Annotated in this window: 13 protein-coding genes; 4 read left to right on the top strand and 9 right to left on the bottom strand. The window is 62.3% G+C overall.

What is annotated here, in order from left to right:
• Positions 1-4: 4 nt before the first annotated feature.
• The 3 genes from ACEXP3_RS17150 to ACEXP3_RS17140 form a co-directional block, all read right to left on the bottom strand.
• Positions 5-850 carry a carbohydrate ABC transporter permease gene (locus ACEXP3_RS17150; protein ID WP_377298381.1) on the bottom strand — a complete coding sequence of 282 codons (846 nt, stop codon included), beginning with the start codon at positions 848-850 and terminating at the stop codon, positions 5-7.
• Between the two features lie 52 nt (positions 851-902).
• Entirely contained in the window at positions 903-1,796 is an 894-nt protein-coding gene (locus ACEXP3_RS17145; RefSeq protein ID WP_377298359.1) for a carbohydrate ABC transporter permease, read from the bottom strand.
• A gap of 582 nt (positions 1,797-2,378) precedes the next feature.
• Positions 2,379-3,128 (bottom strand): FadR/GntR family transcriptional regulator, encoded by a 750-nt coding sequence (locus ACEXP3_RS17140; RefSeq protein ID WP_377298358.1) that lies wholly within the window; start codon positions 3,126-3,128, stop codon positions 2,379-2,381.
• Positions 3,129-3,392: 264 nt separating this feature from the next.
• Between ACEXP3_RS17140 and ACEXP3_RS17135 the strand changes: the two genes are divergently transcribed.
• The 4 genes from ACEXP3_RS17135 to ACEXP3_RS17120 all read left to right on the top strand — a co-directional run bounded on the left by ACEXP3_RS17135 (position 3,393) and on the right by ACEXP3_RS17120 (position 6,580).
• Positions 3,393-3,773, top strand: a complete 381-nt coding sequence (locus ACEXP3_RS17135) for a hypothetical protein (protein WP_245366734.1) — start codon at positions 3,393-3,395, stop codon at positions 3,771-3,773.
• 200 nt (positions 3,774-3,973) lie between these two features.
• Positions 3,974-5,386, top strand: a complete 1,413-nt coding sequence (locus tag ACEXP3_RS17130) for a PepSY-associated TM helix domain-containing protein (RefSeq protein ID WP_377298357.1) — start codon at positions 3,974-3,976, stop codon at positions 5,384-5,386.
• A 97-nt stretch (positions 5,387-5,483) separates the two neighbouring features.
• On the top strand, positions 5,484-5,990 hold the full coding sequence (locus ACEXP3_RS17125; protein ID WP_377298356.1) for a copper chaperone PCu(A)C: 507 nt from the start codon (positions 5,484-5,486) through the stop codon (positions 5,988-5,990).
• The gene (locus ACEXP3_RS17120; protein WP_377298355.1) at positions 5,987-6,580 is read left to right on the top strand and encodes an SCO family protein; all 594 of its coding nucleotides are present in this window, start codon (positions 5,987-5,989) and stop codon (positions 6,578-6,580) included. Before ACEXP3_RS17125 ends, ACEXP3_RS17120 begins: the two co-directional genes overlap by 4 nt.
• A 48-nt stretch (positions 6,581-6,628) precedes the next feature.
• Here the strand turns inward: ACEXP3_RS17120 and mnhG are convergent, their stop codons facing one another.
• From mnhG to ACEXP3_RS17090, 6 genes are read right to left on the bottom strand one after another with little or no spacing between them, the layout of a single operon-like run.
• Positions 6,629-7,027, bottom strand: a complete 399-nt coding sequence (gene mnhG, locus ACEXP3_RS17115) for a monovalent cation/H(+) antiporter subunit G (RefSeq protein WP_377298354.1) — start codon at positions 7,025-7,027, stop codon at positions 6,629-6,631.
• Entirely contained in the window at positions 7,024-7,305 is a 282-nt protein-coding gene (locus tag ACEXP3_RS17110) for a K+/H+ antiporter subunit F (RefSeq protein WP_210106522.1), read from the bottom strand. Before ACEXP3_RS17110 ends, mnhG begins: the two co-directional genes overlap by 4 nt.
• Positions 7,302-7,778 carry a Na+/H+ antiporter subunit E gene (locus ACEXP3_RS17105; RefSeq protein ID WP_210106566.1) on the bottom strand — a complete coding sequence of 159 codons (477 nt, stop codon included), beginning with the start codon at positions 7,776-7,778 and terminating at the stop codon, positions 7,302-7,304. Before ACEXP3_RS17105 ends, ACEXP3_RS17110 begins: the two co-directional genes overlap by 4 nt.
• On the bottom strand, positions 7,778-9,409 hold the full coding sequence (locus ACEXP3_RS17100; protein WP_377298353.1) for a monovalent cation/H+ antiporter subunit D: 1,632 nt from the start codon (positions 9,407-9,409) through the stop codon (positions 7,778-7,780). Before ACEXP3_RS17100 ends, ACEXP3_RS17105 begins: the two co-directional genes overlap by 1 nt.
• Positions 9,406-9,744, bottom strand: coding sequence for a Na+/H+ antiporter subunit C (locus ACEXP3_RS17095; protein ID WP_377298352.1), 339 nt, complete (start codon positions 9,742-9,744; stop codon positions 9,406-9,408). Before ACEXP3_RS17095 ends, ACEXP3_RS17100 begins: the two co-directional genes overlap by 4 nt.
• On the bottom strand, positions 9,744-12,665 hold the full coding sequence (locus ACEXP3_RS17090) for a monovalent cation/H+ antiporter subunit A (protein WP_377298380.1): 2,922 nt from the start codon (positions 12,663-12,665) through the stop codon (positions 9,744-9,746). Before ACEXP3_RS17090 ends, ACEXP3_RS17095 begins: the two co-directional genes overlap by 1 nt.
• Positions 12,666-12,741 lie beyond the last annotated feature (76 nt).

Below are 12,741 nucleotides of genomic sequence, written 5' to 3'. Positions count from 1 at the left end.
GCGCTTATTTCATTCCGGACGTGGCAATGCCGCGGACGATGAATTTCTGGAAAAGGACGAAGAAGAGAACGACCGGCACCAGCGAGAGCACCGACATGGCAAACATCTGGCCATAGGCGGACTGCCCCTCCTGATCGAGAAACAGACGAAGTGCGAGCGGCACCGTGTAGCTCTTGATGTCGTTCAGATAGATGAGCGGCGCCAGAAAATCCTCCCAGACCCAGATCATCGAGAAGATGGCGGCCGTTCCCATGGCCGGCAGCGACAGGGGCAGGATCACGGCCCAGTAGATCTTGAAGGGCGAGCAGCCGTCGATCATCGCCGCCTCGTCCAGTTCGCGCGGAAGCTGGCGGAAGAACTGCACCATCAGGAAGATGAAGAAGGTATCGGAGGCCAGGAACCGCGGCACGACCAGCGGAAGGTAGGTATCCACCCAGCCAAGCTGCAGAAACTGCACATATTGCGGGATGAGCACCACGTGATACGGGATCATCAGCGTCATCATCATCAGCGCGAAGAAGAAGTTGCGGCCGGTGAACCGCAGGCGCGCGAACGCATAGGCTGCAAAGGAGCAGGAAATCAGGTTGCCGATGACCGAGAGGATCGTGACGATGGCCGAATTGACATAAAACACCGAAAAGGATTGCGGCAGCGCATGCCAGCCGGCGGTGTAATTGTCGAATTTGAATGTCGAGGGCCAAAGGTCGAGATTGCCGAAAATCTCGTTCTCCGGCTTCAGCGAGGCCGACAAAAGCCAGACCAGCGGATAGAGCATGATGAAGGACACGCCGATCAGAAAGGCGTGCTTCAGGAGGCGGGCATTGCGATCGCGCTTCTTGCGCTGGAGCATGAAGGCATGCGCAAGGCGGGTCGCCTCGTCCAGTTCCATCGCGGCTTCAAGGTCAGTCACGCTCGTTTTCATAATGCACCCAGTATTTCGAGGTGAAGAAAGCGATCGCCGTGAAGATCGCAATGATGATCAGGAGCACCCAGGCAAGTGCCGAGGCATAGCCCATGCGGAAGAACTTGAAGGCTTCGTTGAACAGATAGACTGTATAAAACAGCAGGCTGTCGGCCGGCGCGCCGCTGCCGTTCGAAATGATGAAGGCGCTTGAAAACGTCTTGAAGGCCTCAATGGTCTGCAGCACCAGGTTGAAGAAGATGACGGGGGCGAGAAGCGGCAGCGTGATGCGGGTGAACTGGCGCCAGGGCGGCGTTCCGTCGATTTCGGCGGCCTCGTAAAGATCGCGGGGAATGCCGCGAAGGCCGGCGAGAAAGATCAGCATGGGCGAGCCGAACTGCCACATGGCAAGGATCACCAGCGTATAGAGCGAGGTGTCCGGATTGGTCAGCCAGTTCGGCCCGGAGACACCGAAATAGCCGAGTGTCTGGTTGACGACGCCGTTTGCATCGAAAAGCTGGCGCCAGAGGATGGCAATGGCGATCGAGGCACCGAGCAGCGAGGGCAGATAGAAGATCGCCCGGTAAAACCCGATGCTGCGCAGGCCCTTGTCGAGCAGCATCGCCACGCCAAGCGCCATGATCAGCCGCGCCGGAACGGCCAGCACCACGTAATGGAACGTCACCTCCAGCGCCTTCCAGAAGCGGCGGTCGCGGGTGAACATGTAGGTGTAGTTGTCAAAGCCTATCCAGCGCGGCGCATTCACCATGTCGTATCGGGTAAACGACAGGTAGAGCGAGGCCAGGATCGGCCCGAGCGCCAGCAGGAAAAACCCGATGAACCAGGGCATGAGGAACAGGTATCCGGGGGCATTGCGGGCAATGAAACGTTTCATGGCGGTGCCTTTGCAAGCGTTGCCGATATCTGCAGGCACTGAAAAATGGCCTTGCCGGCAGATGCCGATCGGTTTCAGCGGGCGCGCGCGACGATGGACGCGGGCGCCAGGCTCAGCTTTCCAGAAAGGCAGCGCTCATCCATCCGAAAGCACGCGGTGCTCACGCGCCCGGCTCTGCGCGTAGCAGCCTTTGCCCGACGGGCTCCTGCCCGTTGCAGCGCGCAACGTCTGTCGGCCGGGCCCGACAGGGCACCCTTTGCCGCTGGACCTTTCGAAAAATGTCTTCGTGTGACCCATGCCATGACACCCTCCTCCTTTGTACGGCCTCTTCATGCCGGCAATCTTGTTCCCGAAGGCCTCCACTCCTTCGGTCTTCGCCCGGCCCCGGGGGCCGAACGGTAGGCATGCGGCTGTCGGCCCGCCTCAATCGGATGCCGGAACTCCTGACAGGATCTCCGGGACAGACAACTTGAGGCGCACCCTGACCGTCCGATCACTCAAGCGGCAGAGCCAGCTGCGGCCTATGACAAGTCATATAATCATCATATGACTTGTGCAAGTCTCCGAACGAAGCGAGACGCGTTACGCCGTTCCGCCACCCTTTGGGCGCAGCGCGCGGGCAATGGCGCGGTAGCGTTCCTGCGAGCCTTCCAGGTGCCGGCGCATCGCCGCGCGGGCCGCCTCGGGCTCTTGCGCCGAGATTGCATCGGCAATTCGCGCGTGCTCCTCCACCACCTGCCCCAGATAGGCCTCGCTATGCGAGGAGGCGAGGTTGGGCAGATTGGCACGCGGAATGGCGGCAAGGCCGAAGCGCACCATGGCATTGACATAGAAACTGTTGTTGGTGGCGCGGGCGATGGCGAGGTGGAAATCGTAATCCGCCTGAGAGGCGGATGCCTTGGCCGCCACCAGATCTGCCATCTCGTCATTGCTGGCCCGGATCTCGAACTCCTGCGCCGACGAGCGGCGCACGGCCGCAAGTGCTGCACTTTCCGTCTCGATCCCGACGCGAAGTTCCAGCATTTCCAGCGTCTTTGGAATGGACCCCTGGTCTTCCGGGCTCAGAAACGGCTCGTTGCCAGGCGCCGTGTCGCAGACGAAAACGCCGCGCCCCTGCTCCGCCTTGATGAGACCCGCCGCCCGCAACTCGGCCAGCGCCTCGCGGATCACGGTGCGGCTCACGCCAAACCGTTCAATCAGCCCAGGCTCGGTCGGCAGTTGCGCGCCGGCGGCCAGACGCCCGTCGGCAATATCGAGGCGCAGCTGCGCGATCACGGCTTCGGCAAGCCGTGCCTTGCGCGGTTCCTCTTTCGCCAATGGCATCTTGTCCATACCGCCCCCCGACACCCCGTCTTGCGGTTTCCGATCGCCAAAATTCATATTATGAATTTATTTTCACCTTTAAACACGCCGAAACGCGCCAGCGCAAGTCCTGTCGCGCCGAGCGACATCAAAGCGTGCCGGTCTGCGCGCCTTGAGGCTCAGACGGGATGAGCAAAATTGACGCATTGCCGGTTGGCGGGACGGCGTGTAAGCCTGTGTTCCAGGGAAGGCGCGAAGAGGCAAGCGACGACAGGCATGACGAGGTCTATTTCCATGGCTGGGATGGTGCGCATCATGTGTGCGCTTGCCTTGCTGTGCCTCGGCCTTGTCCACAAGCCTCCCGTCATTGCGACGGCGGGGATCCCGCTGACAGAGATCGCCGCCTATGTGCTGCCGGATGGCACGCTGCCCGTCCTTTGCGTCACCAGTCACGACGACGGCAAGGCGCATCCTCATGATGAGGGTCGCAGCACCGGCTGCGAGGCCTGCCGCCTCAATGCCTCCGTCATCCTGCCGGCCCCTGCCCTCGTTGCGTTCGCAACGGTTGAGCGTGTGCGCAATACCGTTCTGCCAAAGCGCTCCGAAGCACATTACCGGCAGTTGTTTCCGCCCAACACCGGCCCCCGCGCCCCGCCTTCCGGCCTGATTGCCTGAAACCCTCGCGCCCTTGTCGGGCTGCGGGATCCTTCAGCCAGCGCCGGCTCAACACTGCCCCCTGCGGCATCCCGGCGCGCAGTTCGGATATCTCCCATGTTCCACTTCTTCCTGCCCTGTGCTCCGGAGCAGCCCCTCGCTGCGACGCTGCGTTCACGCGTGGCCTTTGTCGCGACCCCCATCTGCAAGGCGGCTTCGCGATGAGCACCGTGACCCACACGATCGACGCAAAACCGGCCGCCGGCTTCCAGCGCCGCTTCTACATCACCGCCTGGCGCTGGCATTTCTACGCGGGGCTTTACGTCGCCCCTTTCCTTGCGATGCTGGCCGTGACCGGCCTCATCATGCTGTGGTCTTCGGTGCTTGCTGGCCGCGACGGCGAAAATCTCTATTCCGTTGCACCGCTTTCGCAAACGCTCGCCGTCTCGCAACAGGCCCAGGCCGCGCTCGCCGTCGTGCCGGACGGTGTCCTGAAACAGTATATCGCACCGCGCACCGACGATCAGGCCGCCCTCTTCCGCGTCAACAGCGGGTCGCAATCGATCATGGTGGCGGTCGATCCCTATCGCGGCGTGGCGCTTGGCCAGTGGCAGCGCCGCACCGCCCTTTACGATCTGGCCGATACCATTCACGGCACGCTGCTGATCGGAACGCTTGGCGACCGGCTGATCGAAATCGCCGCGGGCTTTGCCGTGATGCTGGTGGTGACCGGCCTTTACCTCTGGTGGCCCCGCGACACCGGCTGGCGCTCCGTTCTTGTGCCGCAGCTTGCGACGCGGGGCCGAGCCCTATGGAAATCGCTGCATATGACAGTCGGGTTCTACGCCAGCATCATCCTTCTCGCCTTCCTTCTGTCCGGCCTTACCTGGGCCGGCATCTGGGGCGAAAAATTCACCCAGGCCTGGAGCACCTTCCCGGCTGAAAAGTGGGACAACGTGCCGTTGTCCGATGCGACGCACGCCAGCATGAACCATGACGGCGTGAAAAACGTGCCCTGGGCGCTGGAGCAGACGCCGATGCCGGCCTCCGGTTCCAGCGCCGGCGTGACCGGGATTGCGCAAGGTCATCCGGTCGACCTCGACGGCGTGGTCGCGCTTGCCCGCAGGCTGGGCTTTGACCAACGGTTCCAGCTGTCCTTCCCCGGCGGCGAAACAGGCGTCTGGACGATCGCCCGCGACACGATGAGCAATGACAGCAGCGATCCGCTGTCGGATCGCACCGTGCATGTCGATCGCTACACCGGCCGGATCCTTGCCGACATCGGCTTTGCCGATTACGGCGTAGCCGGGAAGGCCATGGCCGTCGGCGTCGCGCTTCATGAGGGCGACATGGGCGTCTGGAATATCGCGCTCAACACCCTGTTTTGCCTTTCCATCCTGTTTCTGTCGGTAAGCGGCGTGGTGATGTGGTGGAAAAGGCGCCCGAGGCGCGCCGGCCTTCGCCTGATGGCGCCAACGGTCACCGAGCCAGGCCCGCTCTGGAAGGGCGGCGCGCTGGTGATGCTGGCGCTGTCGGTTCTCTTTCCGCTTTCCGGCGCGGTTCTTGTCACCGTCATCGCCGCCGATCTGCTGATCCTCAGACATCTGAAACCGCTGAAGCGCGCCATCGGCTGAAATCCTTTGGGTCGCCGGCGGCAAAGCACCCGGCGGCCCTACCCGAAAACCGTCACACCCGCTATTTGACCCTTCAAGAGAAGACAGGAACAGTATCATGAAAAGACAGATCGCAGCCGCCTGCACCGCCTTGTTTCTCCTCGTCGCGCAGGGCGCGTCCGCCCATGGCTTCAAGGTCGGCCCGCTGGAGATCGGCCACCCCTATTCCCGCGCCATGCTGCCGGGCGCCAAGGTGGGTGGCGGCTATTTCAAAATCGTCAACACTGGCGACACGGCAGACCGGCTGGTGAGCGTCACCTCCGATCGTTCGCCCGACGTCCAGATCCACGAGATGAAGATGGAGGGCGCCATCATGGAAATGCGCCCGCTGCCCAACGGTCTTGCCGTGCCGGCCCATGAAACGGTGGAGCTGAAGCCCGCCAGCTATCACGTGATGTTCACCAACGTCACCCAGCCGTTCAAGGAAGGCGAAATGATCAAGGCCACGCTCAATTTTGAAAAGGCAGGCCCGGTCGAGGTGGAATTCGTTGTCGGACCGGCCGGTGGTGACAAGGCAGGCGGCGAAGCGGGCGGCCACGATGCGCATAAGGACCATGGAAAATGAGCCGCGCACCGCTTTCGCTGGCAGCACTTGGTCTTGCCAGCATCTTTGTTGCCGCGCTGGTTGCCGTCATGGTCTGGGTATCGGCCGATAGCGCCCGTGCCCGTCCCGGCCCCTTTCACGCGGCGTTTTCGCTGGTCGACGACCGGGGCAACCCGGTCGATGAAACCCTCTTCAAGCGGGGGCCGGCGCTCGTCTATTTCGGCTATACCCATTGCCCGGAAGTGTGCCCGACCACGCTGTTTGAAGTGGCGGGCTGGCTGAAGCAGCTGGGCCCGGAAGGAGAAAAGCTCGGCGCCTATTTCTTCACCATCGATCCGGCGCGCGACAGCCCGCAGGTCATGCATGACTATGTCACCTCCATCACCGACCGCATCACCGGGATTACCGGCCCCGATGCGGAAATGAAAAAGGTGACCGCCGGCTGGATGATCCACGCGGAACGATCCTATGGCGATGACAGCGACTATCACATGAGCCATACGACATCGCTCTTGATGGTGGGCGCAGATGGCCGCCTGAAGGGCATGATCCCCTACGGATCCGATGACGAGACGGCGCTCAACAAGATCCGCACGACGCTGTTGCGCTGAAACGCCCTGGACGAGCGCGGGTGCCGAATGTCCGGAATGGACTCGGCATCAACTCTCCTCGGCGTTTCCTTTGATCGCCTCGACATCTTCCAGATCATGCTGGTGCTTTTCCGGCACGTTGCCGTTGCTTTCCGCCCGGTCGCGGTGAAGGGCGGCGCGCGCCAGAAGCATGAAGGTGATCGGCGTCGTCACGGTCACGAACAGGCCGATGAGGATTTCGTGCAGAACAGGCCGTGACGACGAAACGGAGAAATACACCATGGAAGCCAGCATGATGCCGCCGACACCCCAGCTCGTGCCAAGCGTCGGCGCGTGCAGGCGTTCATAGAAGGTCGGCAGCCGCAGGAAGCCGATGGCGCCGATGAGAGCCAAGGCCGATCCGAAGATCAGGAAGGCCGCCACCACGATGGCTGCCCAGAGCGGCAGGTCCGAGACGGGCTGGATCATTCGATCACCTCCCCGCGCATGAGGAATTTGGCAAGGGCAACGGTTGCGACAAAGCCCAGCATCCCGATGACCAGCGCTGCCTCGAAATAGATGGTGCTGCCGGTTCCAATGCCGAAGGTGACGAGCATCAGCATGGCATTGATATAGAGCGTGTCGAGGCCGATGATGCGGTCCTGCGCGCGGGGTCCCCGGAACATGCGCACCGAGGCAATCGCCATGGCAAGTGCAATGAGCAGCTGGGCGATGGAAATGGCAGTGAGAAGGATCACGGCGCTCATGCGAAAATCTCCAGCAACAGGGCCTCGTAGCGGTGCTTGATCGTTGCGATCCACTGCTCTTCGTCAATGAGGTCGAGCACATGCAGAAGCACGGTGCGGTCGCGGCTGTCATATTCCAGCCAGGCTGAGCCGGGCGTGCTGGTGAGGATAATGGCGAGAAGCGCCAACGCCGTCTTGTTTTCGATCTCCAGCGGCAAAAGCAGGAAGCCAGAGGTGTGCGGCCGGCGCTTGCCCTTCAGGATCAGCGTTGCAACGGCAAGGTTCGAGCGCAGGATATCGACGAAGACGACAGTGACAAGTTTCGGAATAAGCCACCATTTGCGCAGCTTCGGCTTATCCGGACGAAGCGAGGCAAGCGCCCAGGAGGCAAAGAGCGCGACGAGCGCGCCGAGAACCAGCTGTCCCCAGCTGAAGCCGTTGAGCATAAGCCACATCAGAAGCAGGCAGACGGCCAGGATCGGGTAAGGCAGCATCATTGGCCCTCCGCGCTTCTGGCCGCGCGTTCCTTCCAGCCCTCCACCGTTGCGGCGTTGTGCACCGCATCGATATAGACGGCCGGATTTGAAAGCGTTCGGATGGTCGTATCCATGTATTGCATGGCCGGACCCGCCTGCACCGACAAGGCAAGCGTCAGCGACAGCAGAAACATCACCGGCACCAACTCGATCACCAGCACCCGCGGCACCACGCCTTCCAGCGAACTCCAGAAGGTGCGGATGCCGACACGGCTCATGGCAATCAGAGCCGCAACTCCCGACAGGATGACCAGCACGCAGAGCATCCAAACCGCCGGCGTCGGCGGCACGCCGATGGCACCGGTTCCCATCATGGCAGACAGCATGGCGAATTTGGCGATGAAGCCGGAGAGTGGCGGCAGGCCGGCAAGAAGAATGCCGCAGGCGGCAAAGCAGGTGCCCAGAATGGCCATCGTGCCGGGCATTGTCACGCCTTCGCCCTCGTCCAGCCGGTCTTCGTCACCATCGCCATAGGCCTCCATGGTGACGGCCAGAACGTTTGCGCCGGCATCCTGTCCGCGCTCCACCAGTTCGATCAGCATGAAGAAGGCGCTGATGGTGAAGGTGGAGCTGACGAGATAGAGCAGCGCGCCCGACGAGATGGCGCCATCATTGATGCCAAGCACCATCAGCATCGTGCCTGACGAGACCAGCACGGAATATCCGGCCATGCGGCCGAGCGCCTGCGACGCCAAGACGCCGATCGTGCCGAAGATGAGGGTCGCCGTGCCGCCCCAGAGCAGAACGGTCGCGCCGAAGCCGGCCGACGGGCCTTCGCCGAAGAGCAGCATGGTGAGCCGCAGGATGACATAGATGCCGAGCTTGCTCAGAATGGCGAACATGCCGGCAACCGGTGCGGAGGCGGCACTATAGGCCGTCGGCAGCCAGAAGCAGAGCGGCCACATGCCGGCCTTGATGAGGAAAGCCACGCCGAGAACGCCCGCGCCCGCCTCCATCAGCATCAGCCGGTCCGGCTCGATCTGCGGAATGCGCGCAGCAAGATCGGCCATGTTGAGCGTGCCTGTCGTGCCGTAGATGAGACTGACACCGATGAGGAAGAACAAGGCCGCGACCAGGTTGACGGCGATGTAATGCATCCCCGCCTTGACGCGCAGCGGTCCTGAGCCATGCAGCAGCAGACCATAGGAGGCGGCCAGCATCACCTCGAAGAAGACGAAGAGATTGAACAGGTCACCGGTGAGGAAGGCACCGTTCAGCCCCATCAGCAAGAGCTGGAACATGCTGTGGAAATGGGCGCCGACCGAGTGCCAGCGGGCAAGCGAAAAGACCAGCGTCGCAAGGGCCAGAAGTGCCGCCAGGAGCAGCATCAGCGCCGAAAGGCCGTCAAGCACCAGCACGATCCCGAAGGGAGCCGCCCAGTTGCCCAGCAGATAGACGCCTTCGAAATCGTTGGGGCCGCTTTCGATGCGAAACAGGATGACGGCGATCATGCCGAGGATGATCGTCGAGGCCAGGCTGATCATCGCCTTCGTCACGCGCCGGCGCTCGTCGAAGAACAGCAGCAGAGCGGCGGCCATCATGGGCACCAGGATCGGCGCAATGATGAGATGGTGTTCCCAGCCGTTCATTTACGCTCATTCCTCCCGTCGACATGGTCGTTGCCCGTCAGCCCCCGCGAGGCAAGCAGCACGACGAGAAACAGCGCCGTGGTGGCAAAGCCGATGACGATGGCCGTCAGCACCAGCGCCTGCGGCACCGGATCGGAGAGCGTCGATGAGACCACCCCACCGCCCAGGATGGGTGGAAGATTGCTCTTCACCCCGCCGACCCCGAAGATGAACAGGTTGACGGCATAGGACAGAAGCGACAGGCCGACGATGACCTGATAGGTGCGCGGGCGAAGGATCAGCCAGACGCCGCAGCCGGTCATGACGCCGATGGCAATGGACAGCACGAGTTCCATCAGCTTTCCTCCGTTTTGGCGGCATCATGGCTGCGCACGCGCCGGATGCGCACCGACTGGTGGGCAAGCGCCACCAGGATCAGCACCGTGGAGCCGACAACCAGCGAAAACACGCCGAGATCAAACAGAAGCGCGGTCGCCGCCGGCATCTTGCCGATGAGCGGCAGCTCGACATAGCGGAAGTGCGAGGTGAGGAACGGATAGCCGAGGAACCAGGCGCCCACCCCTGTCGCAAGCGCGGTCAAAAGGCCACCACCCATCCAGCGCAGCGGCAGGATCCGCAGCCGGTCCTCAGCCCAGCGCGTGCCGCCGGCCAGATATTGCAACAGGAAGGCAATCGACATGGTCAGGCCCGCCGAAAATCCGCCGCCCGGCATGTCGTGCCCGCGCATGAAGATATAGACGGCAAAGGTGATGATGACCGGAAACAGCCATTGCATGATGAGCGACGGCACGGCCAGATAATCGCGCACGGTATCTCCCGGGGCGCGCTCCGGCCGTTCCTCGTCGAACCGGTTCTGGATGCGCTGCTGCTCGGGCATGTCGAGACTGTCGGAGGCCGGGCGGAAACGGCGCAGCAGGGCAAAGACGGTCAGCGCCACCACACCGAGAACGGCGATTTCGCCCAGCGTGTCGAAGCCGCGAAAATCCACCAGAATGACGTTGACGACATTGCGTCCGCCGCCCTGCTCATAGGCATTGTCGAGGAAATAGGTAGCGATCGTATCCGGCACCGGCATGGTCATGACGGCAAAGGCGACGAAGGACATGCCGACGCCGCAGGCAATCGCCAGCACCAGATCGCGGAAGCGCCGGAACCGGCCGCGCAGCGAGATGAAGGCGCCCATGTCCGGATTGCGCTTGGGAAGCCAGCGCAGGCCGAGAAGGATGAGAACGGTGGTGACGATTTCCACCAGAAGCTGGGTAATCGCCAGATCTGGCGCCGACAGCCACACGAAGGTGATGCAGACGATGAGACCGACGCCCCCCAGCATGACAAGGGCGGCGAGGCGATGATACTTGGCCATATAGGCGGCCGCAAGCGACAGCGCCATGCCGATGGCCCACATTGCCGCAAAGGCCGGATCGATGCCGGAAAAGGTGAACATGCGGGCTTCGAAACCGGACACGTAAAGCGGCAGAAGACCCGCCAGGAAACCGCAGGCGACAACCCAGCGCAGCTGTGGCTGCAGATTGCGCGTGCCCATCCGGCTTTCGGCAAGCCGCGCCCAGCGCCAGGAGACAGTCACCAGAACACGCTCGAAGATGCGCTGGCCGCGCAGATTGCGCAGGAACGGCGGCCCGTCTTCGCAGCGGGCAAAATAGCCACGTAGCAGGATGTAGAGCAGCGCGCCCCCCGCCAAAGCCAGGATGCTCATCAGCAGTGGCAGGTTGAAGCCGTGCCAGATCGAAAGGCTGTATTCCGGCGTCCGGCTGCCCAGCACGCTTTCCACCGCCATCTGCAGGAAAGGCCCGATCGAATAGGCCGGCACGACGCCGACCACGAGGCAGACGATCACCAGAAATTCGATGGGGAAGCGCATCCAGTGCGGCGGTTCATGCGGCGTAGCAATGGGAAGATCGGTGGGCTTCGGCCCGAAAAACACGGTGTGGATGAAGCGCAGCGAATAGGTGACGCTGAAGGCGCCTGCAAGGGTGGCGATATAGGGAAGCGCCCGGTCGAGGATGGAATCCGCATGGGTTTCCACCGCTTCGGCAAAGAACATTTCCTTCGACAGGAAGCCGTTGAGGAGCGGCACGCCGGCCATCGAGGCGCTGGCCACCATGGCAAGCGTGGCAGTAATCGGCAGGAAGCGGAAGAGCCCGCTCAGGCGTCGCATGTCGCGCGTGCCGGTCTCGTGGTCGATGATGCCGGCGGCCATGAACAGCGAGGCCTTGAACGTTGCATGGTTCAGCATGTGGAAGATGGCGGCGACGGTTGCAAGCGGACTGCCGAGGCTGAGCAGCGTGGTGATGAGACCGAGATGGCTGATCGTCGAATAGGCGAGCAACCCCTTCAGATCCCGCTGGAACATGGCGAAATAGGCGCCGAGCAAAAGCGTCAGCGTGCCGGCAAGGCCCACCAGCCAGAACCATTCATAGGTGCCCGACAGCACCGGCCAGAGCCTGACGAGCAGAAATACGCCGGCCTTCACCAGCGTTGCCGAATGCAGGAAGGCCGACACGGGCGTGGGTGCCGCCATGGCGTTCGGAAGCCAGAAGTGGAATGGAAACTGCGCGCTCTTGGTCAGCGCCCCGAGCAGGATGAAGATCAGCGCCGGCAGGTAGAGCGCATGATTGCGGATGACATCGCCGGAAGCCAGCACCTTGTCGAGATCATAGCTGCCGACGATGTTGCCGAGAAGCAGCATGCCGATCAGCAGGCAGAAGCCGCCGATGCCGGTAATCGTCAGCGCCATGCGGGCGCCGTCGCGGGCGGTGGAATTGTTGTGCCAGTAGCTGATCAGCAGGAAGGAAAAGATGCTGGTCAGTTCCCAGAACACCGAGATGAGGATGATGTTGCCGGAAATGACGATGCCGAGCATGGCGCCCATGAAGGCGAGCAGGAAGGCGAAGAAGCGCGGGATAGGGTCGTCTTCCGACATGTAATAGCGGGCGTAGAGGACGACGAGAAAGCCGATGGCGGTGATCAGCATGGCAAAGATCCATGCAAATCCATCGAGCCGAAGCGTGAAGTTGAGGCCGAACTGCGGCAGCCATTGCGCATCGAACCGCAGGACATTGCCGTTGGCGAGCGCGGGATAAAAGCTTGCGGTCAGAAGTGCGGCCAGAAGCGTCACGGCACCGGCCACGAAGACGGGAAGATCGCGCGACGTGGTGTTGAGGATCAAGCCTGTTGCCAGGCTGCCGAGAAACGGCAGAGCCAGAAGGACGACCAGAAGAAATGGCTCAAACGTTATCCCAATGCCCCAGATCCCTCTCTGTGCCGTTAAAGTCAGACTGCAAGGGGCAAAGTGCCCCATCTAGCAATCGGCG

The organism is Neorhizobium fuzhouense (assembly GCF_042611105.1).
GTDB classification, from domain to species: domain Bacteria; phylum Pseudomonadota; class Alphaproteobacteria; order Rhizobiales; family Rhizobiaceae; genus Neorhizobium; species Neorhizobium galegae_A.
This window is presented reverse-complemented; position numbering and strand designations above follow the sequence as displayed.